This window comes from Streptomyces sp. NPDC053426, assembly GCF_055585405.1.
This window is the reverse complement of the sequence record NZ_JBVJKE010000011.1, coordinates 24,045-48,374: the sequence shown is the minus strand read 5'-3', so window position 1 is coordinate 48,374 and position 24,330 is coordinate 24,045. Positions and strand designations below refer to the sequence as shown.

General features: G+C 72.3%; 23 protein-coding genes. 12 read left to right on the top strand and 11 right to left on the bottom strand.

Translation table 11 applies throughout. From position 1 onward, the window contains the following. Nucleotides 1-10 precede the first annotated feature (10 nt). The 3 genes from ACZ62B_RS22490 (at nucleotide 11) to ACZ62B_RS22480 (ending at nucleotide 2,868) form a co-directional block, all read left to right on the top strand. On the top strand, nucleotides 11-1,450 hold the full coding sequence (locus ACZ62B_RS22490) for an HtaA domain-containing protein (RefSeq protein ID WP_469691834.1): 1,440 nt from the start codon (nucleotides 11-13) through the stop codon (nucleotides 1,448-1,450). Between the two features lie 75 nt (nucleotides 1,451-1,525). After that, entirely contained in the window at nucleotides 1,526-2,215 is a 690-nt protein-coding gene (locus ACZ62B_RS22485) for a phosphotransferase (protein ID WP_468890427.1), read from the top strand. 8 nt (nucleotides 2,216-2,223) lie between these two features. Beyond that, nucleotides 2,224-2,868: a PhzF family phenazine biosynthesis protein gene (locus ACZ62B_RS22480; RefSeq protein WP_468890429.1), complete on the top strand. Its 645-nt coding sequence runs from the start codon at nucleotides 2,224-2,226 to the stop codon at nucleotides 2,866-2,868. Between the two features lie 14 nt (nucleotides 2,869-2,882). On the opposite strand, the gene ACZ62B_RS22475 is transcribed toward ACZ62B_RS22480, so the two are convergent. After that, entirely contained in the window at nucleotides 2,883-3,470 is a 588-nt protein-coding gene (locus ACZ62B_RS22475) for a TetR/AcrR family transcriptional regulator (RefSeq protein ID WP_468724253.1), read from the bottom strand. 98 nt (nucleotides 3,471-3,568) lie between these two features. Between ACZ62B_RS22475 and ACZ62B_RS22470 the strand changes: the two genes are divergently transcribed. After that, the gene (locus ACZ62B_RS22470) at nucleotides 3,569-4,630 is read left to right on the top strand and encodes an NAD(P)-dependent alcohol dehydrogenase (protein WP_344564988.1); all 1,062 of its coding nucleotides are present in this window, start codon (nucleotides 3,569-3,571) and stop codon (nucleotides 4,628-4,630) included. A gap of 44 nt (nucleotides 4,631-4,674) precedes the next feature. On the opposite strand, the gene ACZ62B_RS22465 is transcribed toward ACZ62B_RS22470, so the two are convergent. Continuing rightward, nucleotides 4,675-5,322, bottom strand: coding sequence for a biliverdin-producing heme oxygenase (locus ACZ62B_RS22465; protein ID WP_344564990.1), 648 nt, complete (start codon nucleotides 5,320-5,322; stop codon nucleotides 4,675-4,677). A 133-nt stretch (nucleotides 5,323-5,455) separates the two neighbouring features. Then, on the bottom strand, nucleotides 5,456-6,313 hold the full coding sequence (map, locus tag ACZ62B_RS22460) for a type I methionyl aminopeptidase (RefSeq protein WP_344564992.1): 858 nt from the start codon (nucleotides 6,311-6,313) through the stop codon (nucleotides 5,456-5,458). Nucleotides 6,314-6,391: 78 nt separating this feature from the next. Between map and ACZ62B_RS22455 the strand changes: the two genes are divergently transcribed. Next, the gene (locus ACZ62B_RS22455; protein ID WP_344564994.1) at nucleotides 6,392-6,622 is read left to right on the top strand and encodes a hypothetical protein; all 231 of its coding nucleotides are present in this window, start codon (nucleotides 6,392-6,394) and stop codon (nucleotides 6,620-6,622) included. A gap of 20 nt (nucleotides 6,623-6,642) precedes the next feature. Here ACZ62B_RS22455 and ACZ62B_RS22450 read toward each other — a convergent pair whose 3' ends face one another. Beyond that, nucleotides 6,643-7,293 (bottom strand): hypothetical protein, encoded by a 651-nt coding sequence (locus ACZ62B_RS22450; RefSeq protein WP_469691830.1) that lies wholly within the window; start codon nucleotides 7,291-7,293, stop codon nucleotides 6,643-6,645. Nucleotides 7,294-7,433: 140 nt separating this feature from the next. Here ACZ62B_RS22450 and npdG point away from each other — a divergent pair, with 140 nt between their 5' ends. Continuing rightward, entirely contained in the window at nucleotides 7,434-8,153 is a 720-nt protein-coding gene (npdG, locus tag ACZ62B_RS22445) for an NADPH-dependent F420 reductase (protein ID WP_344564998.1), read from the top strand. Between the two features lie 77 nt (nucleotides 8,154-8,230). Further along, nucleotides 8,231-8,425 (top strand): hypothetical protein, encoded by a 195-nt coding sequence (locus tag ACZ62B_RS22440; RefSeq protein ID WP_344565000.1) that lies wholly within the window; start codon nucleotides 8,231-8,233, stop codon nucleotides 8,423-8,425. On the opposite strand, the gene ACZ62B_RS22435 is transcribed toward ACZ62B_RS22440, so the two are convergent. Further along, nucleotides 8,415-9,215 (bottom strand): site-2 protease family protein, encoded by an 801-nt coding sequence (locus ACZ62B_RS22435; protein ID WP_344565002.1) that lies wholly within the window; start codon nucleotides 9,213-9,215, stop codon nucleotides 8,415-8,417. The genes ACZ62B_RS22440 and ACZ62B_RS22435 overlap by 11 nt on opposite strands. A gap of 160 nt (nucleotides 9,216-9,375) precedes the next feature. Between ACZ62B_RS22435 and ACZ62B_RS22430 the strand changes: the two genes are divergently transcribed. Then, the gene (locus ACZ62B_RS22430; protein ID WP_469691828.1) at nucleotides 9,376-12,657 is read left to right on the top strand and encodes an AfsR/SARP family transcriptional regulator; all 3,282 of its coding nucleotides are present in this window, start codon (nucleotides 9,376-9,378) and stop codon (nucleotides 12,655-12,657) included. Here the strand turns inward: ACZ62B_RS22430 and ACZ62B_RS22425 are convergent, their stop codons facing one another. From ACZ62B_RS22425 to panB, 3 genes are all read right to left on the bottom strand, one after another. Continuing rightward, entirely contained in the window at nucleotides 12,658-13,485 is an 828-nt protein-coding gene (locus tag ACZ62B_RS22425) for an ABC transporter permease (protein WP_468724243.1), read from the bottom strand. Then, nucleotides 13,482-14,510 carry an ATP-binding cassette domain-containing protein gene (locus ACZ62B_RS22420; protein WP_468724241.1) on the bottom strand — a complete coding sequence of 343 codons (1,029 nt, stop codon included), beginning with the start codon at nucleotides 14,508-14,510 and terminating at the stop codon, nucleotides 13,482-13,484. Before ACZ62B_RS22420 ends, ACZ62B_RS22425 begins: the two co-directional genes overlap by 4 nt. Before the next feature lie 234 nt (nucleotides 14,511-14,744). Continuing rightward, nucleotides 14,745-15,623, bottom strand: coding sequence for a 3-methyl-2-oxobutanoate hydroxymethyltransferase (panB, locus tag ACZ62B_RS22415; RefSeq protein WP_344565010.1), 879 nt, complete (start codon nucleotides 15,621-15,623; stop codon nucleotides 14,745-14,747). Between the two features lie 191 nt (nucleotides 15,624-15,814). On the opposite strand from panB, the gene ACZ62B_RS22410 reads away from it, so the two are divergent. The 4 genes from ACZ62B_RS22410 (at nucleotide 15,815) to ACZ62B_RS22395 (ending at nucleotide 20,685) form a co-directional block, all read left to right on the top strand. Then, nucleotides 15,815-17,410 (top strand): MFS transporter, encoded by a 1,596-nt coding sequence (locus ACZ62B_RS22410; protein ID WP_344565012.1) that lies wholly within the window; start codon nucleotides 15,815-15,817, stop codon nucleotides 17,408-17,410. Nucleotides 17,411-17,488: 78 nt separating this feature from the next. Then, nucleotides 17,489-18,109 (top strand): TetR/AcrR family transcriptional regulator, encoded by a 621-nt coding sequence (locus ACZ62B_RS22405; protein WP_344565014.1) that lies wholly within the window; start codon nucleotides 17,489-17,491, stop codon nucleotides 18,107-18,109. A 185-nt stretch (nucleotides 18,110-18,294) separates the two neighbouring features. Further along, nucleotides 18,295-19,347, top strand: a complete 1,053-nt coding sequence (locus ACZ62B_RS22400; RefSeq protein WP_344565016.1) for an endonuclease/exonuclease/phosphatase family protein — start codon at nucleotides 18,295-18,297, stop codon at nucleotides 19,345-19,347. 114 nt (nucleotides 19,348-19,461) lie between these two features. Beyond that, complete coding sequence (locus ACZ62B_RS22395) at nucleotides 19,462-20,685, top strand: MFS transporter (RefSeq protein WP_344565018.1); 1,224 nt, start codon at nucleotides 19,462-19,464, stop codon at nucleotides 20,683-20,685. Between the two features lie 499 nt (nucleotides 20,686-21,184). Here the strand turns inward: ACZ62B_RS22395 and ACZ62B_RS22390 are convergent, their stop codons facing one another. From ACZ62B_RS22390 to ACZ62B_RS22380, 3 genes are read right to left on the bottom strand one after another with little or no spacing between them, the layout of a single operon-like run. Beyond that, nucleotides 21,185-22,936: an NAD+ synthase gene (locus tag ACZ62B_RS22390; protein ID WP_344565020.1), complete on the bottom strand. Its 1,752-nt coding sequence runs from the start codon at nucleotides 22,934-22,936 to the stop codon at nucleotides 21,185-21,187. 49 nt (nucleotides 22,937-22,985) lie between these two features. Further along, complete coding sequence (locus ACZ62B_RS22385; RefSeq protein WP_468878783.1) at nucleotides 22,986-23,609, bottom strand: DUF305 domain-containing protein; 624 nt, start codon at nucleotides 23,607-23,609, stop codon at nucleotides 22,986-22,988. Continuing rightward, nucleotides 23,606-24,271, bottom strand: coding sequence for a DUF3105 domain-containing protein (locus tag ACZ62B_RS22380; protein ID WP_344565024.1), 666 nt, complete (start codon nucleotides 24,269-24,271; stop codon nucleotides 23,606-23,608). The genes ACZ62B_RS22385 and ACZ62B_RS22380 overlap by 4 nt, the downstream gene beginning before the upstream one ends. Nucleotides 24,272-24,330: the final 59 nt, after the last annotated feature.

The window sequence follows — 24,330 nt, the reverse complement described above, 5'->3', positions numbered from 1 at the left end:
GAAGCCGACCATGCCCGTCAGACGACGCAGTTCCCTCGTCCTGGCCGCCGCCGTGGCGACGGCGGCGGCCGCCTTCGCCGCCCCCGCCGCGTCGGCGGCGGAAGTCCCCCTCACCGGCTACGAGTTGACCTGGGGCATCAAGCAGTCGTACCGCTCCTACGTCACCGGCATGGCGCAGGGCACCTTCACGCCCGGCGACGGTGCCACCCAGGCGGAGGGCGACGGCGCGTTCACCTTCACGGAAGGCACGGGCGGCTACGACTCGACCGCGCACACGGTGAACCTGGCCTTCAAGGGCACCCTGGGCATCAAATCCGAAGCCCACCACTTCGAACTCGTGCTGGCCGACGTGAAGTTCGACAGCGCCGCCGCGGAGGTCACGGCGGACGTGACGGCGAACGGAGCGACGAAGGACGACGTCCCCCTCGCCACGGTCACGGTCACCCGCGAGATGAAGGACATGGCGACCACGCTGACCAAGGAGGCCGCGGAGGTCTTCGGCAGCGCGGGTTACGAAGGAGCGGCGGGCGACCCGCTGACGGTCGTGCAGAAGACGAAGCCGTCCCCGTCCCCGACCCCGACGACGACGCCACCCACGTCTCCGTCACCGAAGCCCACGGAGTCCCCCACCACCTCACCGACGACGAAGGCCCCGTCCCCGTCCGTGTCCACCACCAAGGGCCCGATAGCCGACGGCACGCTCGGCTGGGGCGTGAAGCAGTCCTTCCGTACCTACGTGGTCGGCCCGATGGCGAAGGGCGAGGTCACGGTGTCGGCCGGTGCGACGCAGGCCGCCGGCAACGGCGCCTTCACCTTCACCGGCGCGACCGGCACGTACGACACGGACGCCGGCACCCTGAAGGCCGCCTTCAGGGGCGCGGTCGACTTCAAGGGCCACGAGGCGAACGGCACCTACGGCCTCGACCTCACCCTGACCGACCTCAAGGCCACGCTCGACGACGGCACCGGCACGCTCTCCGCCGACGTCACCAGCCTCGGCAAGGGATCGCAGGACGTCGCCCTGGCCACCCTGAAGGCGAAGTCACCCGCCCTCACCGCGAAGGACGACGTCATCACGGTCGACGACGTGACCGCGACCCTCACCGAGGCCGGCGCGAAGGCCTTCGGCGGCTTCTACACGGCCGGGACCACCCTCGACCCGGTCGACCTCTCGGTCGCCCTGACCACCGGCGCGAACCTGCCCGACGACAACGGCACGGGCTCCACCGGCGGCGGCACCGACCCCGCCACGACGGACCCCACCGGCTCCACGACCGGCGGCACCGGCTCCACCACGGGCGGCACCACCCTGACCGGCAGCCTCGCCGACACCGGTTCGGACGTCCCGGCGGCCGCCCTCGGCACGGCGGCCGGGGCCGCGGTGGCGGCGGGCGCGGGGGTCGTCCTCGCCCTGCGCAGGCGCCGTACGACGATCGAGCGGACCGGGTGAGGAAGAGCGGGGGTGCCCCTGCCGAGCAGGGGCACCCCCGCCCACGGCCCACGCGCCTCTGCCAGACTGCCGGACATGGAGCTGATCGCACGGGGGCGGGACGCCGACGTGTACGCCCTGGACGAGTCCAGGGTGCTGCGGCGTTATCGGCGGGGTGGGCCGACGGAGCGGGAAGCGCGGTTGATGGCCCATCTGGCGGGCTGCGGATATCCCGTGCCGAAGGTGTACGAGGTCACCGATACCGACATGGTTCTGGAACGGGTGACCGGTCCGACGATGCTGGACGCGCTGGCCCGGAGTCCATGGCGGGTCGGCTCCCTCGGCCGGACCCTGGGCCGCCTCCACGACCGGCTGCACGCGTTGCCGGCGCCGCAGTGGCTGCCCCGGCGGTTCGCGACGGCGGGCGACGACCGGGTGCTGCACCTGGACCTGCATCCGGGCAACGTGCTGCTGACCGGGCGTGGCCCTGTGGTCATCGACTGGAGCAACGCGGGCGCCGGCGACCCCGCCGCGGACGTGGCGATGACCGTGGTGACCGTCGGCAGCGCGGATGTCCCCGGACTGACCGTCCGCTTCGGACGGAGCCTGCTCGTCCACAGCATCCGCAAGGGCTGCCGGACCGACCCCCGGCCACGCCTGCGGGACGCGGCCGAAGCCAAGCTGACCGACCCGAACCTCAGACCCGCGGAGGCGGCCTGGCTACGGCGTCACGTCGACGACCGGCCCCACGGCCTGGGACGACTCCGCCGCTCGCGCGGTGCTTGAATGCCTCCGTGACTGACTACGACGTGCTGCGCGTCTTCTGCGGACCTCGCGGCGGGTACGGCAATGAACTGGGTGTCGTGCGCGACGGTTCGGTGATGCCCGGGCGGGAGGACCGGCAGGCGTTCGCCGAGAAGCTCGGTTTCAGCGAGACCGTGTTCGTCGACGACCCCGAGCGCGGGGTGATCGACATCTACACCCCCACCCTGCGCCTGCCCTTCGCCGGCCACCCCTGCGTCGGCGCGGCCTGGCTGCTGGACGTACCCGAGCTGGTCGTCCCCGCCGGGGTGATGGGCGCCCGGCAGGACGGGGAGTTCTGCTGGATCGAGGCGCGGGCGGAGTGGGTGCCGCCGCGCACCCTGCGCCAGTACACGAGCGCCGCCGAGGTCGACGACCTGCCCGTGCCGCCGAAGGGGGAGTGGATCTACGCCTGGGCCTGGCTGGACGAGCCGGCCGGCCGCGTCCGGGCCCGCGCCTTCCCCGGCCGCGACGACGGCATCGACGAGGACGAGGCGACGGGCGCCGCGGCCCTCCTCCTCACCGACCGCCTGGGCCGGGCCCTGAACATCACCCAGGGCACGGGCTCCCAGATCCTCACCGCGCCCCAGCCGGAGGGCTGGACGGAGATCGGCGGCCGCGTCTACCTGGAACGCTGACGGCCAGGACCGGATCAGTCGGCCGTCATGGCGCGGCGCACGCTCTCGCGGAGCAGGGCGCGACGCCGCTCGTGCAGCTCGGAGGGCTCCTCGGCGGTCGCCGCGTAGACGTTGCTGACCGGTGACCAGGCCATGGACATGGCGATGACCACGGCCATCACGTCGAACGGGTCTCCCTGCCGCACCAGGCCCGCGGCCTGCGCGTCGGCGATGGCGCGCAGCTTGGCGTCGTGGTGGCGGTCGTGGTTCTCCACCAGATGGCCGGCCGGGCGGCGCTCCAGACGTGCCCAGGTGGCCAGCCGGATGAGGTCGGGGCGGCGCAGATACTCGTCGTAGAGGCGTACGGCCCAGTCCGCGAGGTCGGTCGCGTCGATCGGGGCGACGTCCACGATCCGGTCCAGGGAGCCGAGGAAGATGGCGTCGAAGAGCCCTTCCTTGTTACCGAAGTAGGCGTAGAGCTGCGCCTTGTTCGTGCGTGCGGCGGCCACGATCCGCTCGATGCGCGCCCCGGCGATCCCGTACTCGGCGAACTCCCGGGTCGCCACGTCGAGGATGCGCTGATACGTCGCCGCTCCGCGCGGGGTCAGGGGTTGGTCGGGCATGTCAGGCACGCTACCAAACAGAACTGTTGGTTTGCCTTCGGGCGGCGGATGTGCCTACTTTGAAATAGACGGAACAGTCTGTTTGAAGGAGGCGTACTGTGCGGACGACGACCGGCTGGCAGGTGGAGGGCCCGACGGTGCCACTGCGGCGCACATCGCTGGAGCGGCGCGACCTGCGTCCCGACGATCTCGCGGTCCGGGTCGACTACTGCGGCGTCTGCCACACCGATCTGCACGCCGTCCGCGGCCACGACGGTGCCGCGGGCCGTCCTCTGGTGCCGGGACACGAGTTCACGGGCGTGGTGACCGGGACCGGACCCGCGGTCACCCGTTTCTCCGTCGGCGACGCCGTGGCGGTCGGCAACATCGTCGACTCGTGCGGCGAGTGCCCCATGTGCCGGGCCGGTCAGGAGAACTTCTGCCACGCCTTCCCGACCCTGACCTACGGCGGTGCCGACCGCCACGACGGATCGACCACCCTGGGCGGCTACTCCCGCGAGTACGTCGTCCGCGAAGGGTTCGCCTACGCGCTTCCCGCCGGCCTGGATCCTGCCGCCGCCGCGCCTCTGCTCTGCGCCGGGGTCACGGTCTGGGAACCGCTCCACTCCCTGGGCGTGGGCCCGGGGACCCGCGTCGCCGTGGCGGGCCTGGGCGGCCTCGGGCATCTCGCGGTCAAGTTCGCCGTGGCGCTGGGGGCCGACACCTCGGTCATCAGCCGCTCACCCGACAAGGCCGACGACGCCCGCCGTCTCGGCGCCCGGGGCCTGGTCGTCTCCACGGACCCGCAACAACTGGCCGACGCCCGTGACCGGTTCGACGTCGTCATCGACACCATCTCCGTCCCGCACGACCTCGGCCCCTACCTGCGACTGGTCGCCATGGACGGCACGCTCAGCCTCGTCGGGTACCTCGGACCCGTCACCGTGGAGACCATGGACCTGCTCGTGGGCCGCAAGAAGCTCAGCTCCGCGGGCAGCGGCGGCAGGCCCGCGACCGCGGCCATGCTGGACTTCTGCGCCGAGCACGCCATCACCGCCGACATCGAACTGCTCGCCTCGGCACGGGTGGACGAGGCCCTCGACCGTCTCGGCCGCAACGACGTCCGCTACCGCTTCGTACTCGACATGTCCGACCTGGACATCGGCCCGGCCGTGCGATGAACGCACTCCGGGCGTCCCGGGTGAGGTCGCGGAAGCTCCGGGAGTCACGCCGACAACGGGAACTCCTCGCCCAGCGCCCGGAACACGTCCGTGTTCAGCGCGAACGCCCGCTTGCACTCCGCCACGATGCGCCGCTTCCCCAGGTCGTCGACCGGGACCGCGTCCAGCAGTTCGCGGTAACCCCGCTTGAAGGCCGCCGGGTTGGGGATCTCCTCGAAGACGTAGAAGCGGACGCCGTCGCCCTTCCTCGCGAAGCCCCACGTCTTCTCCGCCTTGTCGCGGATGATCTGGCCGCCGGAGAGGTCGCCGAGGTAGCGGGTGTAGTGGTGGGCGACGTAGCCGGACGGCCAGGTGCGGGCGCACTCGGTGACTCGGGCCGCGTAGGCGCGGGTGGCGGGGAGGGCGGTCAGGGTGGAGCGCCAGTCGGGGCCGCGCAGGTGGGCCAGGTCGCGTTCCAGGGAGGGCAGGCGGAACAGTTCCGGCCGGACGAACGGGCCCGCCACCGGGTCCGGGGTCAGCCGTCGCGCTTCGGACTCCAGGGCCTCGTACACGAACCACAGCTGCTCGGTGTAGCGCGCGTACGCGTCCACGCCCAGTCGGCCGCCGAGCAGATCGCTCATGAACGTCGACGTCTCCGCCTCCATGTGCTGCTCGTGGGAGGCGGTGCGGATGAGGGCCGAGAAGGAGTCCATGGGTCCAGATCTTCTATGGTTAGGCTTACCTAAGTCAATGGCTTGCCGACGGCTTGTCGGCAACTCCCACCCTGCCACGGCACGCGAAAGCCCGCCCTCCGGGAGGAGGGCGGGCCGGGAGAACGGGGAACCGCTACGGCAGCGTCAGGATGTCCGCGCCCGTGTCCGTCACCACCAGCGTGTGCTCGAACTGCGCCGTGCGCTTGCGGTCCTTCGTCACGACCGTCCAGCCGTCGTCCCACATGTCGTACTCGTGGGTCCCCAGCGTCAGCATCGGCTCGATGGTGAAGGTCATCCCCGGCTGGATCACCGTCGTCGCGTGCGGACTGTCGTAGTGCGGGACGATCAGGCCCGAGTGGAAGGACGAGTTGATGCCGTGGCCGGTGAAGTCGCGGACCACGCCGTAGCCGAACCGCTTCGCGTACGACTCGATCACCCGGCCGATGATGTTGATCTGCCGGCCCGGCTTGACCGCCTTGATCGCGCGGGCGAGGGACTCGCGGGTGCGCTCCACCAGCAGGCGGCTCTCCTCGTCCACCTCCCCGACCAGGTACGTCGCGTTGTTGTCGCCGTGCACCCCGCCGATGTACGCCGTCACGTCCAGATTGACGATGTCGCCGTCGCGCAGCACCGTCGAGTCCGGGATGCCGTGGCAGATCACCTCGTTGACCGACGTGCACAGCGACTTGGGGAAGCCGCGGTAGCCGAGCGTGGAGGGGTAGGCGCCGTGGTCGCACATGTACTCGTGCGCCACCCGGTCCAGTTCGTCCGTCGTCACGCCGGGCGCGATCAGCTTCGCGGCCTCCGCCATCGCCCGCGCGGCGATCCGGCCGGCGGTGCGCATCGCCTCGACCGTCTCGGGCGTCTGCACCTCCGGACCGGTGTACGGCGTCGGGGCGGGCTTGCCGACGTATTCGGGACGACGGATGTTCCCGGGCACGGAGCGGGTGGGGGACAGCTCCCCAGGGACGAGCAGCGACTGGCCAGACATGCCGGCGAGTCTAATTCAGCGGCGACGGGGGACCATCTTCCTGGTGAGATGGCGATGAGGGCGAGAGGAGAGCCGGTCATGCCCCTGTTCAAGAAGCGGACGGTCGGAAAGCCGGGCGAGTGGTACTACTGCCTGGAGCACAAGAAGGTCGAGGAGGGGCCCGACTGCCCCGGCAAGGACCGCTTCGGCCCGTACGCCAGCCGCACCGAGGCCGAGCACGCCATGGAGACGGCCCGCGAGCGCAACCTCCAGTGGGAGAACGACTCCAGGTGGCGCGACGCCCCCGCGGGCGAGCGGGGCGACGACTGACCGCACCGGCGCGAGCCGCGCTACCAGCGCGTCGGCGGCGGGGCCGTCAGCAGGTCGGCCAGCCGTGACAGGCGGTCCCGGAAGCGGCGGGGGCCCCGGCGGGCCGGCAGCGCGTTCTCGCCCGCCGCCGCGCTGACCAGGTGCTGCACGGTGTCCAGGTCCAGCTCGGAGCCGTCGGGGACGGGCAGGACCTCGTGGGCCATCGCCGGGAGCTCCCCCTCGCCGGGGCCCAGCGACAGCACCGTCGCCCCGGCCCGGCGGGCGTCACACACCCGCTCCAGGAGCGGGGCGGCCACCTTTCCGGCCGCTTCCCCGGCCGCTTCCCCGAGCGCCTCTCCGGCCGTCTCCCCGGGCGCCACCACCAGCAGCGTCTCACCCCGCCGCGCCGCCTCCAGGCGCCCCAGGCCCACCGACAGATGCGCGGGGTTCGAGGGGCGCGCGTCGTGCCGTACGAGCGTGGGGGCCAGCTCGGGGGTGCCCGACCAGGCGGCCTCGTCCGCCAGGTGCGCCGCCAGGTGCCACGGCTCGTACGCCGGTGTGCCCACGAGCAGCAGCCCGCCGCCGTGCGAGACCACCGACCCGCGCAGCGTCCCCGCGAAGTGGCGGGTGGCGCCCAGCCACTCCGTCCCGGCGAGCACTTCCCGCAGCAGCGCGACCCGTACCGCATCCATACGGCCGCATCCTGTCCCAACCGCGCGCCCGCGTCCCGGTGTTCGGCCCGGATTCGCCCGAACCGGGGACACGGCCCCGGACCGCGTGACAGGGCTCACGTACACCGGGCGCGGCACCGTCACGGACGTAGAGTCGGGCCATGACCTCCAGTGACAGTGACAGCACGCAGCGGCCCGCGAAGACCCCCGCCAAGGACCCCTGGGACCTGCCCGACGTCTCCGGGCTCGTCGTCGGCGTGCTCGGCGGCACCGGACCGCAGGGCAAGGGCCTGGCCTACCGCCTCGCCAAGGCCGGCCAGAAGGTGATCATCGGCTCCCGCGCCGCCGAGCGCGCCCGGGACGCCGCCGAGGAGCTCGGACACGGCGTCGAGGGCGCCGACAACGCCGAGACCGCCCGGCGCAGCGACATCGTGATCGTCGCCGTGCCGTGGGACGGCCACGGCAAGACGCTCGACTCCCTGCGCGAGGAGCTGGCCGGCAAGCTCGTCGTGGACTGCGTCAACCCGCTCGGCTTCGACAAGCAGGGCGCCTACGCGCTGAAGCCGGAGGAGGGCAGCGCCGCCCAGCAGGCCGCCGCGCTGCTGCCGGACTCCCGGGTCACCGCCGCCTTCCACCACCTGTCCGCCGTACTGCTCCAGGACCCGGAGATCGACGAGATCGACACCGATGTGATGGTGCTCGGCGAGGTCCGGGCCGACGTCGAGATCGTGCAGGCGCTCGCCGGGCGCATTCCGGGCATGCGGGGCGTCTTCGCCGGGCGGCTGCGCAACGCCCACCAGGTGGAGTCGCTGGTCGCCAACCTGATCTCCGTCAACCGCCGCTACAAGGCACACGCCGGGCTCCGCGTCACGGACGTATGAGGCGATGGGGGACACTGGACGCCGTAGCAGTGCCCCAGCAGCGCCGTAGCAGTGTCCCCCGACAGGAGCCCCCAGCCATGCCCCGCCTCGCCCTCTACGCCCTCGCCGTCTGCCTCCTCGCCGTCGCCGCGGCCGTCGTCTCCTTCGTGCGGGGCAGCGTGTTCATCGGCATCGTCTGGGTGCTGCTCGCGGGCCTGTCGTCCAACATGACCTGGTACTACGCGCGGCGCGGGCGGGCGGCGTCGCGGGACGGCGGGCCGGTCACGGGCTGACCGAGCAGTACCCGCTCGTCTCCCGCCAGAAGCGGAACAGGTCGTAGCCGCAGTACGTGTCGAGCTCGTCGATGCCCAGCGTCCCCAGCAGCGAGTCGATCACGTCGAAGAACGCGCCGTTCACCGACGGCACCCACAGCAGCGCGAACACGAACAGCAGACCGAACGGGGCGAACGGCTCCACCTGCCGCCGGACGTCGTACGACAGCCAGGGCTCGATCACGCCGTAGCCGTCCAGGCCCGGAACCGGCAGGAAGTTCAGGATCGCAGCCGTCACCTGGAGCAGCGCCAGGAACGCCAGCGCGAAGCGGAAGTCGGCCGGTACGCCGTCCAGCGCGCCCAGCCAGAACGGCGCCGTGCACACGATCGCGAACAGCACGTTCGTCAGCGGGCCCGCCGCCGAGATCAGGCTGTGCCGCCACCGCCCCCGGATCCGGCCGCGCTCGATGAACACGGCACCGCCCGGCAGACCGATCCCGCCCATGATGACGAAGACGACCGGGAGCACGATGCTCAGCAGGGCGTGCGTGTACTTCACCGGGTTCAGCGTGAGGTAGCCCTTCGCGCCGACCGATATGTCGCCGCTGTGCAGGGCCGTGCGCGCGTGCGCGTACTCGTGCAGGCACAGGGAGACGATCCAGGCGGCCGTCACGAACAGGAACACGGCGACCCCGGGCTGCTCGGCGAACCCGGTCCAGGTGGCCCACCCGGTGACCGCCGTCACGGCCAGGATGCCCAGGAAGACCGGGCTGATCCTCCGGTCGCTGTGACGGGTGGCGGCGGTGGTCATGGGGCTCCTCGGACGGTCGGGCGCGGACGGGGACCGCCCGACGGTACCGGGCGCACGGTGAAAACGTCTCGCGCCGGCCGCCGGTTCCGCGCAGGGTGGGAACGACCACACCGACCACGCCGACCGGGCCCCGTGCCCCCCGCCGGCACCACCGGAGACAATGGACCCCGTGCGCTACCGCATCCTCGGCACCACCCAGGCACTCCGCCCCGACGGCACCGTCGTCCCCGTCGGCGGGGCGCGGCTGCGTGCCCTGCTGACCGTGCTCGCCCTGCGGACCGGGCGCACCGTGCCCGTGGGCCTGCTGGTCGACGAGGTCTGGGGGGACGCCGATCCGCCGGCCGACGCCACCGGGGCGCTCCAGGCCCTGATAGGGCGGCTGCGCCGGACGCTCGGCGCGGACCAGATCGCCTCCGTCGACGGCGGCTACCGGCTGACCGCCGCGCCCGACGACATCGACCTGCACCGTTTCGAGCGGCTGGCCGGCGAAGGTCTGCGCGCCCTCGCCGACGGCGACCCGGCGAAAGCGGCCGCCGTCCTCGACGACGCCCTCGCCCTGTGGCGCGGCCCCGCCCTCACCGGCCTGCCCGACCGCACCGCGGAGGCGGCCCGCCTGGCGACCCGGCACCTGGACGTGCTGCGCGCCCGGCACACCGCCGCCCTCGCCCTCGGCGACGCCGAGCAGTCCCTGCCCGAGCTGACCGCGCTGTGCGAGGGCCACCCCCTCGACGAACCCCTCCAGGCGCTGCGGCTGCGCGCCCTGCGCGACGCGGGCCGCACCGCCGAGGCCCTGGCCGCCTACGAGGACGTACGACGCCTGCTCGCGGACCGCCTCGGCTCCGATCCCGGCGCCGAACTGCGCGCACTGCACGCCGAGTTGCTGGAACCCGGGCCGGCGCCCAAAAGCCGGGCCGGTGCGCCGCCCGGCAACCTGCGGGCCCGGCTGACCTCGTTCGTCGGCCGGGAGGCCGACATCGAGACCATCCGCGCCGACCTCACCGCCGCCCGCCTGGTGACCCTGCTCGGACCGGGCGGGGCCGGCAAGACCCGGCTGTCGCAGGAGGCCGCCGAGACCGTACGGCAGACCCTCCCCGACGGCGTGTGGCTCGCCGAACTCGCCCCGGTCGACGACCCCGACGCCGTCCCCGAGGCCGTCCTCACCGCCGTCGGCGCCCGCGAGACCGTGCTCTACGGCGCCGGCGCCGAGAGCATGCGGGCCGTCACCGACCGGCACGACGACCCGGTGGAGCGCCTCGCCGAACACTGCGGCCCGCGCCGCATGCTGCTGATCCTGGACAACTGCGAGCACGTCGTCGAGGCCGCCGCCCACCTCGTGGAGGCGCTGCTGGAACGCTGCCCCGAACTCACCGTCCTCGCCACCAGCCGCGAACCCCTCGGCGTGCGCGGGGAGTTGCTGCGGCCGGTGGAACCGCTGCCCGAGCCGGTCGCGCTGCGCCTGCTCGCCGACCGGGGGGCCGCCGCCCGCCCCGGCTTCCGCACCGACGCCGACGACGACACCGCGGCGGCCTGCGCGGAGATCTGCCGCCGCCTCGACGGACTGCCGCTGGCCATCGAACTCGCCGCCGCCCGGCTGCGGATGCTCACCCCGCGCCAGATCGCCGACCGGCTCGACGACCGCTTCCGGCTGCTCACCTCCGGCAGCCGCACCGTCCTCCCCAGACAGCAGACCCTGCGGGCCGTCGTCGACTGGTCCTGGGACCTGCTCGACGCGGACGAACGCGACGTGCTGGGCCGCCTGTCGGTCTTCGCGGGCGGCTGCGACCTCGCCGCCGCCGAGGCCGTCTGCGGACCGGCCGCGCTCGACGCGCTCGGCTCCCTCGTCGACAAGTCCCTGGTGGTGGCCGCCCCCTCGGGCGACGGCGAGATGCGCTACCGGCTCCTGGAGACCGTCGCCGAGTACGCCGGCGAACGCCTCGACGAGTCCGGCCGGCGCCCCGAGGCCGAGCGGGCGCACCTGACGTACTTCCGTGAAGTCGCCCGCACCACCGAGCCGATGCTGCGCGGCCCGAACCAGGTGGCCGCCATCGCACTGCTGGAGCGGGAGTACGAGAACGTGCGCACGGCCCTGCGCCACGCCCTCGCCCTGCGCGACGAGCAGGAGGCCCTCTGCATCTGCCTGTCGCTCGTCTGGTACTGGCAGATGCGCGACCTGCGCATCGAGGCCCGCAACTGGTGCTCCGAGGTCATGACCCTCGCCCCCGACCCGTTCACCGAACCGGTACGGCCCGCCGCCCCGCTGTGGCAGCGCTGCACCGACGCCCCGCCCCCGATGACCGGCGAACTCCTCGCCGAGGCCCGCCGCGGGGTGCACCTGGCCCATCTCGCCCACATGGACACCGAACTCGACGACTGGCAGACCCCGCGGGCACAGCACAAGCTGCGCCTCGTCGGCGCGACCTACGAGCCGGGCCTGCCGCAGGTCTGCCGGCCGCCCGGCCTGCTCTGGGTCTTCGCCGTGATGCTGACCGGCGACATGGAGCGGCTGCGCGAGGTGGTCGACGCGGCGATCCGCACCTGCCGGGAGAACCCCGGGTTCGAATGGGAGCTGGCCTCCAACCTCCAGTTGCGCGCCAACTTCCTGGCCAACCGCAGCGACTGGGCCGGCGACGCCCGCCGCGACGCCGACGAGGCCCTGGAGATCCACCGCAGGCTCGGCGACACCTGGGGCATCGCCGAGGCCCACTCCGCACGCGGCGAGGCCCGTGAACAAGCGGGCGCGTACGAGGACGCCGCCGCGGACTACGAGGCGGCGATCGAGCACGCCGAGCGTCTCGGCGCCCGTGCCCACACGGCCATCCTCACCGCCCGGCTGGGCAGCGCGCTGCTGGAGGCGGGCGAGGCGGAACGCGGTGAGCGGCTGCTGCGCGAGGTCATCGACGACACGCGCGGCCGGCACGTCGAGGCCCTGCCCGCCGCCCGGCTCTTCCTGACCGGCTGGCTCTGCATGACCGGCCGCACGGCGGAGGCCCGGGAGCATCTGCGGGCGCTGCGCGAGGAGTTCCGCATCGCGCACTACGTCGTCTTCGACGCGTTCATCCTCGGAGCCGAGAGCTGGCTGGAGGTGGCCGACGGCAACGACGAGCAGGCCCTGGTCATCATCCGCGAGGCGATCCGGAAGGCGGGCGACCCGCTGTCCGTCGCCATGGCGCCCTACATGCCCTCGGCGTACGTCACGACGGGCGCCGTCGCCCTCGCCGGAGTCGACGGCGGGCGGCGCGCCCGGGACGCGGCCCGCTGCCTCGGCGCGGCCGACTCCTGGCTGCCGCCCGAGCACCATGCCGGGCAGGTGGAACGCGAGGTGCGCGAACGCGCCGAGGCGCGCACCCGGGCGGTACTGGGCGACACGGCGTACGACACCGCGTACGCCGAGGGCGCCGGCCTCTCCCCGGAGGAGGCCGCCGCCCTGCTCGAACCGGCGTGATCAGCTCTTCGTACGGAACTTGTGGATCGCGACCGGCGCCATCACCGCCGTGATCCCCACCGACCAGGCCAGCGTCATCCACAGGTCGTGGGCGACCGGGCCGCCCACCATCAGCCCGCGCGCGGCGTCCGCCAGCGCGGACAGCGGGTTGACCTGGGTGAAGGACTCCAGCCAGCCCGGCATCGACTGGGTCGGCGCGAAGATCGACGAGCCGAACTGCAGCGGCATCAGCACCAGGAAGCCCATCGCCTGCACCGACTGCGCGTTCTTCATCACCACACCCAGCGTGAGGAAGATCCACATCAGCGCCGAGCCGAACACCGCGGACAGTCCCACGGCGGCGAACAGCCCCGGCCAGTTGTTGATGTCGAAGCCGACGAGCACACCGACGACCATCAGGATCGCGGTGGCGATCAGCATCCGCACCATCTCGACCGAGATCTTCGCGAACAGCACCGAGCCGCGCCCGATCGGCAGCGACCGGAAGCGGTCCATGACCCCGGTGTTGAAGTCCTGGTTGAACCCGGTGCCCACCCCCTGGGCCATGTTCATGCCCATCATGGCCATCAGGCCGGGCACGATGTACTGCACGTACGCCTCCTGTCCGCCGCCCAGCGACTGCCCGATGGAGCCGCCGAAGACGTACACGAACAGCAGAGTGAAGACGATCGGGAACAGCACGGCGTCGAACATCGACTCCGGGTCCTGCCGTATCCACAGCAGATTGCGGCGCACCAGCGCCCCGGTGTGCCGCAGATGGGCGCGCAACGGGATCCGCGCGTCCGCGCGGAGGTCGGTGGTGGCGGCGACGGCGGTGGTGGCACTCATACGGCGACGACCTCCTCGTGGGTCTCGGCGGGTACGGCGTCCTGCGGGGCACCGGCGCGGTGGCCGGTGAGGGACAGGAACACCTCGTCCAGGCTGGGCAGTTCGGTGGTGATGGAGCTGAGGGTGATGCCGCGCGCGGTGACCGCGCCGACCACGGCGGTCAGCTGCTCGTCACTGAGCACCGGGACGAGCACGGCACCCCGCTCGGTGTCCACGGTGGTCGTGGCGAGCCCGGTGATGCCCAGCGTGTCGAGGGCGTCCGCCAGCGGGCGCAACTGGAGCGGATCGGCCGGGCGGACCCGCAGCGTACGGCCGCCGACCTTGGCCTTCAGCTCCTCGATGCCGCCGCTCGCGATGACCTTGCCCCGGTCCACGACGGTCAGCTCGGAGGCGAGCTGCTCGGCCTCCTCCATGTACTGGGTGGTCAGCAGCACCGTCACCCCGTCCCCGACCAGCCGCTTGACCTCGTCCCACACCTCGTTGCGGGTACGGGGGTCCAGTCCCGTGGTCGGCTCGTCCAGGTACAGCACGGCCGGCCGGCCGATCATCGAGGCGGCCAGGTCGAGGCGCCGCCGCATACCGCCCGAGTAGGTGGCCGCCGGCCGGCGGGCCGCCTCGGTGAGCGAGAACCGCTCCAGCAGCTCGTCGGCGCGGGAGCGGGCCTCCTTGCGGGACAGGTCGAGCAGCCGCCCGATCAGATACAGGTTCTCCCAGCCCGGAAGCTTCTCGTCCACGGAGGCGTACTGCCCGGTCAGCCCGATCACCCGGCGCAGCTGCCTCGGCTGGCGCACCACGTCGTACCCCGCGACGGTGGCGTGCCCGGCGGTCGGCGTGAGAAGGGTGGACAGGATCCGTACGAGCGTGGTCTTCCCGGCCCCGTTCGGCCCGAGCACCCCCATCACGGTGCCCTCGCGCACATCCAGGTCGACCCCGTCCAGCGCCTTGGTCCCCCCGTAGTGCTTGACCAGCCCCCGCACGGTGACGGCGCTCCCCGCGCCCCCCAGGTCCTTGTCGTTTCGCGTCATGCCAAGGACTGTCCCAACCCCCACCGACAAACCCCCGACATCCCACCGACACGACCACTCCCGCGGGCAGCCGTGCCGCAGGGCGGCACGGGTGGGCGGTGGGGGAGGCACCCCGCAAGCGCCGGGCAGCGCGAACACCCCCGCCCAGCCCGGACATGCGTCGGCCCCGCCGACGGGGGAAGATCGACGGGGCCGACAGGTGGTGCGGCAATGGCTCAGCGGCAGCAGAGCTGCTCAGTGCACGGAGTGCGCCTCCGTCGGGAACGTCCCGCCCACCACATCCTCGGCGAACGCCTTCGCCGCCCCGCTCATGACCTCACGCAGATCGGCGTACTGCTTGACGAACTTGGGCACACGCCCACCCGTCAGCCCCAGCATGTCGGTCCACACCAACACCTGCGCGTCCGTGTCCGGCCCGGCCCCGATCCCGACGGTCGGAACGTGCAGCACCCGAGTCACCTCGGCCGCCAGCTCCGCCGGCACCAGCTCCAGCACCACCGCGAACGCCCCCGCGTCCTGCACGGCCTTCGCGTCCCGCAGCAACTGCTGCGCCGCCTCCTCGCCCCGCCCCTGCACCCGGTACCCCATCGCGTTCACCGACTGCGGCGTCAGCCCGATATGGGCCATCACCGGGATCCCGGACTCCACCAGCAGCTCGATCTGCCGGTGCGACCGCTCGCCGCCCTCCAGCTTCACGGCGCCGACACCGGCCTCCTTCACCAGCCGGGTCGCCGAGCGCAGCGCCTGCACCGGACCCTCCTGATAGGAGCCGAAGGGCAGGTCGCCCACGATCAGCGCGCGCGAGGTCCCGCGCACGACCGCCGCCGACAGCATGGTCATCTCGTCGAGGGTCACGGGCACGGTGGTCTCGTACCCGAGGTGGCAGTTGCCGGCCGAGTCGCCGACGAGCATGACCGGGATGCCGGCCTCGTCGAACACGGACGCGGTCATCGCGTCGTACGCGGTGAGCATGGGCCACTTCTCGCCGCGCTCCTTGGCGGCGGCGATGTCGCGGACAGTGATACGGCGCGTGCCCTTGCCCCCGTACAGCGTCTTGCCGTCGGAGGGGGAACCGGACGTCGTCCCGGTCTGGGCAGCCGAAAGCTGCGTCATTGAACCGTCTCCCAACACGTCATCTCGAGGCGCCCTGACGGCGTCCCCGGACCACGTCCATGGTGGCACCTCGCCCCGACGAGGGCCAGAGGTCCCCCTGTGAGTTCCGCCGTGCAATGTCCCGGCAAGTTCTGGGCAAAACGTTTACGATACGAGACGGTTCCGTATCGTAATTGGCTACTGTGGGTCGCATGACTTCTCCTGCCGCCCCTGCCCGCCGCCGGGTCCCGGAAGCCGTGCACCGGCGCCGTTGGGTGATCCTCGGCGTGCTGATGCTGAGCCTGCTGATCGTCGTACTCGACAACTCGATCCTGAACGTCGCCATCAAGACGATCTCCACCCCCGCCCCCACCGGCCTGGGCGCCACCCAGAGCGAGCTGGAGTGGGCGATCAACTCCTACACGCTCGTCTTCGCCGGCCTGCTCTTCAGCGCGGGACTCCTCGGCGACCGGCTCGGCCGCAAGAAGGTGCTGATCGGCGGTCTCGTCGTGTTCGGCGCCGGCTCGGCGCTCGCCGCGTTCTCCGGCTCACCGGCCGAGCTGATCGGCTTCCGCGCGGTGATGGGGTCGGGCGCCGCGTTCGTCATGCCGGCCACCCTGGCCGTCCTGATGAACGTCTTCGAACGCGACGAGCAGCCCAAGGCCATCGGCATCTGGGCGGGCGGTGTGGGCCTCGCCATCGCCATCGGCCCGATCACCGGCGGATTCCTCCTGGACCACTTCTGGTGGGGCTCGGTCTTCCTCGTCAACGTGCCCATCGTCGTCCTCGCCGTCGCCCTGATGCTGTGGCTGGTCCCCGACTCCCGCGACCCGAACCCGGGCCGGATCGACCCCGTCGGCGTCGTCCTGTCCGTGGCCGGACTGGTCCTGCTGGTCTACGGCATCATCAAGGGCGGCCAGCTCGCCGACTTCACCGACGTCACGGTGGTGTCGACGATCGGCGCAGGTCTCGCCGTGCTCGCCGCGTTCGTGGTGTTCGAGAAGCGCAGCGACCACCCGTCCATCGACGTCACCTACTTCAAGAACAAGGTGTTCTCCGCCTCGGTCGTCGCGATCGCGCTGGTCTTCTTCGCCCTGATGGGCGTGACGTTCTTCGCGGTGTTCTACACCCAGAGCGTGCGCGGCTACTCGCCGCTGGAGACGGGCCTGCTGATGCTGCCGCTGGCCGCCACACAGATGATCTTCGCGCCGCGGGCCCGCCTCATGGTGGACCGCTTCGGCAACAAGGTCACCACGACCGCCGGACTGCTGGTGCTCGCCGCGACGCTGGCCGCGTTCGCCACCCTGGACGGGGACACGCCGATCTGGATCCTGGAGGTCGTCTTCTTCCTCATGGGCGCCGGCATGGCGCACGTCATGACACCGGTCAGCGTCGTCATCATGCAGGCCCTGCCCCGCGAGAAGGCCGGCTCCGCCTCCGCCCTCAGCAACGTCTTCCGCCAGGTCGGCGGCGCCCTCGGCATCGCCGTCCTCGGCTCGGTGCTGTCCGCCGCCTACCGCAACGGCATCGAGGACGACCTCGGCCCGCTGCCGCCCGGCGTCCGGCACGCCGCCGGCGAGTCCATCGAGGCCACCCTGGCCGTGGCGGACCGGCTGGGCGCGCGCGGCGAGCCCCTGATCGGCGCGGCCGACGACGCGTTCCTGCACGCCATGCACGTCACCGCGCTGTGGGGAGCGGGCGTCGCGGTGCTGGGCGCGGTCGTCGTCGCCGTGTTCCTGCCCGGCCGTACGCCGACGTCCGAAGGGGACGAGGAGAAGCGGGAATTGATGCCGGCGGCGGACCGGTGACCCCCGGGCGGTGGACCGCCGCCACCGCCCACCGGGGAGAATCGTCCCAGCCCGCCTCCGACGTAAGGACCCGACGACGTGACCCCGGCCGACACCGACCCCCGGCAGGGCGGCCCCGCACGGGGCCGCCCCCGCAGCGAGGCGGTCGAACGCGCCATCATCGAGGGAGTGATGAAGCTCCTGGAGGACGGCGTGCCCCTCGCGGAGCTCTCCATCGAGCGCATCGCCCGCACCGCCGGCGTCGGCAAGGCCACCATCTACCGTCGCTGGAGCGGCAAGGAGCAGCTCCTCGTCGACGTCCTGCGCGCCGCCGAGCCCCCGGACCCCGAACTCCCCGGCACCTCCATGCGCGACGACCTCGTCGTCCTGCTGGAGTCCCTGCGCCTGCGCGGCCTGGCCGGGCGGACCTCGGCGATCCTGCACAACGTGCGCGCCCAGATGAAGAGCAGCCCCAACCTCTGGGCCGCCTACCACGACACCGTCATCCTGCCGCGCCGCCGGCTCGGCCTGGAGGTGCTGCGCCGGGGCCGGGAGAACGGCGAACTGCGCGCCGACGTCGACATGGAGATCCTCAACGACATCGTCGTGGGCCCCATCCTCGTCCGCACCGTCCTGCGCCCCGACGCCGACCTCCCGGACGACCTCGCCGAACAAGTCGTCGACACGCTCCTCCAGGGTCTACGCCCCGTCACCGACTAGCCGCGATGTGCGCGTTTCGTCACAGAGGACGCTTTCCCCGCCCCCGCCCGGAACTCCCCGAGCGCCCCGGCACGTCCTCGCCCCCGTACGGCCGTCGAGAGGCGGCAGGAAAGGAACCGATCATCCCCTAGGGTCGTACGGACACGGGGGGCGACGGTGTGCACGGCAGGTTGTGAGGCGACGGTATGGCGCGGCAGGCGTACATGACGGAGACGGACAACGGCGGTTCGGGGTCCGAGCCGCAGCCGACCCGGCTCCGACGCCTGCGCGAGCGCCTCACCAGAGGCTGGCGCGGCGACCGCCGCATCTGGCGCCGCGGCCTCGTCCTGGCCGCCTGCTCGGTCCTGACGGCCCTGGTCATGCTGGCCCACGGCCACATCCCGAACGCGATCGGCAACCTGGGCAGCCTGGTGGACACCTTCCTCCCCTGGGTGGGCCTGCTGATCCCCCTGCTGCTCGTCCTCGGGCTGATCCGCAGGTCGGCGACGGCGCTGATCGCGACGATCCTGCCGGCGGCCGTCTGGCTGAACCTCTTCGGCGGCCTGCTCACCGACAAGACCGCCACGGGCGGCGACCTCACGGTGGCCACGCACAACGTCAACGCCGACAACCCGGACCCGTCCGCCACCGCCCGCGGCGTGGCCGCCTCGGGCGCGGACGTGCTGGCCCTGGAGGAACTGAAGGCGTCGGAGGTCCCGACGTACGAGCGGGCGCTGGAGTCGACGTACGAGTACCACGAGGTGGTCGGCACCGTCGGGCTGTGGAGCAAGTACCCCCTGAGTGACGTGAAGGCGGTCGACATCCGCCTCGGCTGGAAGCGCGCGATGCGGGCCACGGTGGCCGCCCCCGCCGGCCGGGTCGCCGTCTACGTCGCTCACCTCCCCTCGGTCCGCGTGAAGCTGGAGGCCGGTTTCACGGCCCGTCAGAGGGACAAGAGCGCCGACGCCCTGGGCGAGGCCATCGCCGACGAACCGCTGCCGAACGTCGTGCTGCTCGGTGACCTGAACGGCACGATGAACGACCGCGCCCTGAACGCCGTCACCTCCCAGATGCGCTCCACCCAGGGCGCCGTGGGCAGCGGCTTCGGCTTCAGCTGGCCGGCGTCGTTCCCGATGGCACGGATCGACCAGATCCTGGTCAAGGGAGCCGAACCGGAGAGTTCCTGGACCCTCCCGGCCACGGCGAGCGACCACCTCCCCATAGCGGCCCGTGTGAGGGTCACCACACAGGACGACTGAGAACCGCAGGTCAGCCGCCCTTTCTTCATCCCCTGGCCACTCAACGGAATACCGGACCTGCGAGACTTTGTTCCGCACGTGAACATATCTCGTCCTCCGAAAGGTCCGCACGTCATGCCCCTGGCCCTGCTCGCCCTCGCCGTGGGTGCCTTCGGCCTCGGTACCACCGAGTTCGTGATGATGGGGCTGCTCCCCGATGTCGCGGACGACCTGGGCGTCTCCATCCCCGGCGCGGGCCACCTGGTCTCGGCCTACGCCCTGGGCGTGGTCGTCGGTGCCCCGCTGCTGGCCGCCGCGACCGCGCGGATGGCCCGCCGCACGGTCCTGATCGCCCTCATGGCCCTCTTCGTGGCGGGCAACGCGCTCTCCGCGCTCGCCCCCGACCACGACTGGCTGCTGGCCGCCCGCTTCCTCAGCGGCCTCCCGCACGGCGCCTTCTTCGGCGTGGGAGCGGTGGTCGCCACGACGATGGTGGCCCCGGAACGCAAGGCCCGCTCGGTCTCCCTGATGTTCCTCGGCCTGACCATGGCCAACGTGGCGGGCGTCCCCGTGGCCACGCTCATGGGCCAGAACGTCGGCTGGCGGGCCACCTTCCTCGGGGTCAGCGCCATCGGCCTGGCGGCGATGGCGTCCCTGGCCCTCCTGATCCCCCGCGACGCCGCTGCCGCCCCGCGGTCCGCGCTGCGCGGCGAACTGGCGGCGCTGCGCTCCCTGCCGGTCTGGCTGGCCCTGGGGACGACGGTCGCGGGCTTCGGGGCGCTCTTCGCGGCGTACAGCTACATCACACCGATGCTGACCGGTACCGCGGGGTACGCCGAGACGAGCGTGACGCTGCTGCTGGCCCTGTTCGGCGTGGGCGCCACGGCCGGCAACCTGCTGGGCGGCCGGCTGGCCGACCACTCCCTGCGCGGGACGCTGTTCGGCGGTCTGGCCTCGCTGACGGCGATCCTGGTGCTGTTCCCGCTGCTGATGCGGACGGAGGTGAGCGCGGCGATCGCGGTGACCGCGCTCGGTACGGCGGCGTTCGTGACCGGGTCGCCGTTGCAGCTGATGGTGATGGAGAAGGCGTCCGCGGCGCCGTCGCTGGCCTCGTCGGCCAACCAGGCGGCGTTCAATCTGGCGAACGCCGGTGGGGCGTGGATCGGGGGCCTGGCCCTGGCGGCCGGCTTCGGGACGACGTCGCCGGCGCTTGCGGGGGCTTTGCTGTCCGCCTTCGGCGTCGGTGTGGCGGCGGTGGCGTACGCGGTGGACCGCAGGGTGGCGCCGGGGGTGGCCGTCGGGCGTGAGCGGGTGGTCGCGGGGGGCGTGCCGCAGCGGTCGGAGGTGAGCGGGGTCTGAGCCGCGGCGCCGACGCGGGCCGGCGCTTTGCGGGTGCCCCGGCGTTGGTGTGGGCCGGGGGGTGTTCGCGCGGCCCGGCGCTTACGGGGTGCCGTCGCGCCCACCCGTGCCGCCCTGCGGCACGACTGCCCGCGGAGGGCGGCGCGCAGGGCACGGAATGCGGGGCGCAGACGCGTATGGTCCGGGGCGCGTGCCACGGTGGGCGCACCGCAGTCGCCCGCGGCGGGGAGGGGACGGGGCGGGGGTGGCCGCCCGCAGTGGCTGGCGCGTCCGCACCCCGCACCCCCTCCAAGGAACGCAGTCGCGCCAGTCCGAGGACGGACACCCCCGACGCGGCCCCGACCCACCCACCCACCGCAGGCGCTACACACGCCCCCACCGAACCGAAAGAGGCGCCGCAGGCATAAAACCCAAGCCCCCACCGAACCGAAAGAGGCGCCGCAGGCATAAAACCCAAGCCCCCACCGGACCGAAAGCCGCGCCGCAGGCGGTAAAGGCGTCAGCCCTCGCGCCAGCCGTTGGTGATCGGCAGGCGGCGGTCCTTGCCGAAGCCCTTCGGGGAGATCTTCGTACCCGGCGGGTACTGCCGCCGCTTGTACTCCGCCCGGTCCACCATCCGCAGCGTCTTCGTCACCAGCTCCGCCTCGAACCCGGCCGCGACGATCTCGTCCGCCCCCCGGTCCCGGTCCACGTACAGCGCCAGGATCGCGTCCAGCACCGGATAGTCCGGCAGCGAGTCCGTGTCCACCTGCCCCGGCCGCAGCTCCGCGCTCGGCGGCTTGGAGATCGAGTTCTCCGGGATCGGCGGCGTCTGCCCCCGCTCCACCGCGGCCCGGTTGCGCCACTGGGCCAGCCGGAACACCGACGTCTTGTACACGTCCTTGATCGGCCCGTACGCCCCGACCGAGTCCCCGTACAGCGTCGAGTACCCCACCGCCAGCTCCGACTTGTTCCCCGGCGCCAGCACGATGTGCCCCTCCTGATTGGAGATCGCCATCAGCAGCGTCCCCCGCAGCCGCGACTGCAGGTTCTCCTCCGCCAGCCCCGTCAGCCCCAACGCCCCCATGTACGCGTCGAACATCGGCTCGATCGCCACCGTCCGGTAGTTCAGCCCCGTCCGCCGGGCCAGCTCCGCCGCATCGTCCTTGGAGTGCTCGGACGAGTACTTCGACGGCATCGACACGCCGTACACGTTCTCCGCCCCCACCGCGTCACAGGCGAGAGCGGCGACCAGCGCCGAGTCGATCCCCCCGGACAGCCCGATCAGCACCGACCGGAACCCGTTCTTCTCGACGTACGCCCGCAGCCCCACGACCAGCGCGGAGTACACCTCCTCGTCATCGTCGAGCCGCGAGGCGTACCCCCCGGCCGACGAGGCGTCGTACGCGGGCACGGGGTCCTCCGACAGCACGACCCGGTCGATCCGCAGCCCGTCGTCGACGACCCCCGTCGGCGCGTCCGTCTCCGCCGCCGGCAGCTCCAGATCGACCACGACGCACGCCTCGGCGAACTGCGGCGCACGCGTCACGACGCCGCCGTCACGGTCCACGACGATCGAGTCCCCGTCGAAGACCAGCTCGTCCTGCCCGCCCATCATCGCGAGGTACGCGGTCGTGCACCCGGCCTCCTGCGCCCGCTTGCGCACCAGCTCCAGCCGGGTGTCGTCCTTGTCCCGCTCGTACGGCGAGGCGTTGATCGACAGCAGCAGCCCGGCCCGGGCCGACCGCGCCGCCGGCACCCGCCCCCCGTCCTGCCACAGGTCCTCACAGATGGCGAGGGCGACATCGACCCCGCGCACCCGCACCACCGGCATGGTGTCGCCGGGCACGAAGTAACGGAACTCGTCGAAGACGCCGTAGTTCGGCAGGTGGTGCTTGGCGTAGCTCAGCACCACCTCACCCCCGTACAGCACGGCGCCCGCGTTCTGCGGCGCACCGGCCGGCTGCCCGTACTTCGGCTGGGCGGCGGCGCTGCGGTCGAGGTACCCGACGATCACCGGAAGCTCCCCGAACCCCTCTTCGGCGAGCCGCGCGGCCAGCGAGCGCAGCGCGGCCCGCGAGGCCTCCACGAAGGACGACCGCAGGGCGAGGTCCTCGACGGGATACCCGGTCAGCGCCATTTCGGGGAACGCCACGAGGTGCGCTCCCTGCTCGGCGGAGTGCCGGGTCCAGCGGACAATCGTTTCGGCGTTGCCGGCGAGGTCGCCGACGCTCGAGTCGATCTGATTCAGGGCGAGACGTAGTTGAGGCACGGGCCCAGTGTAATCGTCAAAGCGACGCGATGTCCCGGAGCCCCGTCCGCTACGGCCGGGCAGCCGCCCCCCGCGCCTTCAGCATCCCCGCCATCAGCGCGATCTCGGACTCCTGCCCCTCCACCATCCCCCGGGCGAGCCGCTTCTCGACCCCCACCTCGCAGGCACGGACGCACGCCTGAGCCATGTGCACCCCGCCCTTGTGGTGGTCCGTCATGAGCTGCAGGTAGAAGACCTCCGCCCGCTCCCCGCTCAGTGACCCCAGCTGCTCCATCTCGGCGTTGGTCGCCATCCCCGGCATCAGCGCGCCGTCCTTGCCGGAGGCGCTGTCGCCCATCCCCATCCAGGTCATGGGCGGATCCATGGACACCTTGGGCAGCCCCCACAGGTCGAGCCACCCCAGCAGCATGCCCCGCTGGTTGGCCTGCGTCTGGGCGATGTCGTAGGCGAGCCGCCGGACCTCCTCGTCGTCCGTGCGGTCCCGTACGACGTACGACATCTCGACGGCCTGCTGATGGTGCACGGCCATGTCCCGGGCGAACCCGGCGTCCGCGGACTCCGCCGTCGGGACCGTGTCCGAGGACCCCTCGTCGCCGGCCACCGCGTAGGTGATCGCCCCGGCCGCGACCAGCGCCAGGGCCGCGGCCCCCGCGATCAGCCCGATCTGCCTCACTTGGACAGCCCGTTGGTGCAGGCGGCCCCCGGCTCGGGCGTCTGCTCCCCCTGGACGAACTTCTCGAGGAACTTGTCCAGGTTCGGATCGTCCGCACCGGTCACCGTGCGCTGGTGCCCCCAGGCGGACAGCATGATCGGGTCCTTCTGGCCGTCCACCGGACTCATCAGCGTGTACGGCGTCTTCTTCACCTTCGCCGCGAGCGCGTCGACGGCGGCCTTGTCGGCCGAGGAGTTGTACGTCACCCACACGGCGCCGTGCTCCAGCGAGTGCACGGCGTTGGTGTTGTTGATCTCGTCGGTGTAGACGTCCCCGTTGCAGTTCATCCACACCGGGTTGTGGTCACCGCCCACCGGGGGAGAGGCGGGGTAGTCCACGGCCTTGGTCACGTGGTTGCGCCCCAGCTCGCCCTCCCACTTCCGCACACCGTCCGCGCCGGTGACGAACTTGCCCGAGTCCTTCGAGCCGGAGGCCGCGCTGCCGCCGTCGTCGTCCGACTGCGACTGGACGAGCACCACACCGCCGGCGACGAGCCCGACGACGACCACCACACTGGCGGCGATGGTGAGGATGCGGGCGCGACGCTCGCGGGCCTTCTCGGCACGCCGCATCTCCTCTATGCGCGCCGAACGTGCCGAGCTGCTCTTCTTGGCGGAGCCCATGGGAGTGTCCTTCGGGGGAGTGGGACGATCGGGTCAGCTGATCGTAATAGGGGAGAGGG

What these genes read in the sequence shown, in the direction of transcription:
- ACZ62B_RS22430 (WP_469691828.1), top strand. Translation starts at nt 9,376, where the DNA reads ATGGACCCCGTGCGCTACCGCATCCTCGGCACCACCCAGGCACTCCGC.
- ACZ62B_RS22395 (WP_344565018.1), top strand. Translation starts at nt 19,462, where the DNA reads ATGCCCCTGGCCCTGCTCGCCCTCGCCGTGGGTGCCTTCGGCCTCGGT.
- ACZ62B_RS22475 (WP_468724253.1), bottom strand. Translation starts at nt 3,470, where the DNA reads ATGCCCGACCAACCCCTGACCCCGCGCGGAGCGGCGACGTATCAGCGC.
- panB (WP_344565010.1), bottom strand. Translation starts at nt 15,623, where the DNA reads ATGACGCAGCTTTCGGCTGCCCAGACCGGGACGACGTCCGGTTCCCCC.
- ACZ62B_RS22450 (WP_469691830.1), bottom strand. Translation starts at nt 7,293, where the DNA reads ATGGATGCGGTACGGGTCGCGCTGCTGCGGGAAGTGCTCGCCGGGACG.
- ACZ62B_RS22490 (WP_469691834.1), top strand. Translation starts at nt 11, where the DNA reads ATGCCCGTCAGACGACGCAGTTCCCTCGTCCTGGCCGCCGCCGTGGCG.
- ACZ62B_RS22440 (WP_344565000.1), top strand. Translation starts at nt 8,231, where the DNA reads ATGCCCCGCCTCGCCCTCTACGCCCTCGCCGTCTGCCTCCTCGCCGTC.
- map (WP_344564992.1), bottom strand. Translation starts at nt 6,313, where the DNA reads ATGTCTGGCCAGTCGCTGCTCGTCCCTGGGGAGCTGTCCCCCACCCGC.
- ACZ62B_RS22485 (WP_468890427.1), top strand. Translation starts at nt 1,526, where the DNA reads ATGGAGCTGATCGCACGGGGGCGGGACGCCGACGTGTACGCCCTGGAC.
- ACZ62B_RS22400 (WP_344565016.1), top strand. Translation starts at nt 18,295, where the DNA reads ATGGCGCGGCAGGCGTACATGACGGAGACGGACAACGGCGGTTCGGGG.
- ACZ62B_RS22420 (WP_468724241.1), bottom strand. Translation starts at nt 14,510, where the DNA reads ATGACGCGAAACGACAAGGACCTGGGGGGCGCGGGGAGCGCCGTCACC.
- ACZ62B_RS22465 (WP_344564990.1), bottom strand. Translation starts at nt 5,322, where the DNA reads ATGGACTCCTTCTCGGCCCTCATCCGCACCGCCTCCCACGAGCAGCAC.
- ACZ62B_RS22435 (WP_344565002.1), bottom strand. Translation starts at nt 9,215, where the DNA reads ATGACCACCGCCGCCACCCGTCACAGCGACCGGAGGATCAGCCCGGTC.
- npdG (WP_344564998.1), top strand. Translation starts at nt 7,434, where the DNA reads ATGACCTCCAGTGACAGTGACAGCACGCAGCGGCCCGCGAAGACCCCC.
- ACZ62B_RS22425 (WP_468724243.1), bottom strand. Translation starts at nt 13,485, where the DNA reads ATGAGTGCCACCACCGCCGTCGCCGCCACCACCGACCTCCGCGCGGAC.
- ACZ62B_RS22455 (WP_344564994.1), top strand. Translation starts at nt 6,392, where the DNA reads ATGCCCCTGTTCAAGAAGCGGACGGTCGGAAAGCCGGGCGAGTGGTAC.
- ACZ62B_RS22410 (WP_344565012.1), top strand. Translation starts at nt 15,815, where the DNA reads ATGACTTCTCCTGCCGCCCCTGCCCGCCGCCGGGTCCCGGAAGCCGTG.
- ACZ62B_RS22380 (WP_344565024.1), bottom strand. Translation starts at nt 24,271, where the DNA reads ATGGGCTCCGCCAAGAAGAGCAGCTCGGCACGTTCGGCGCGCATAGAG.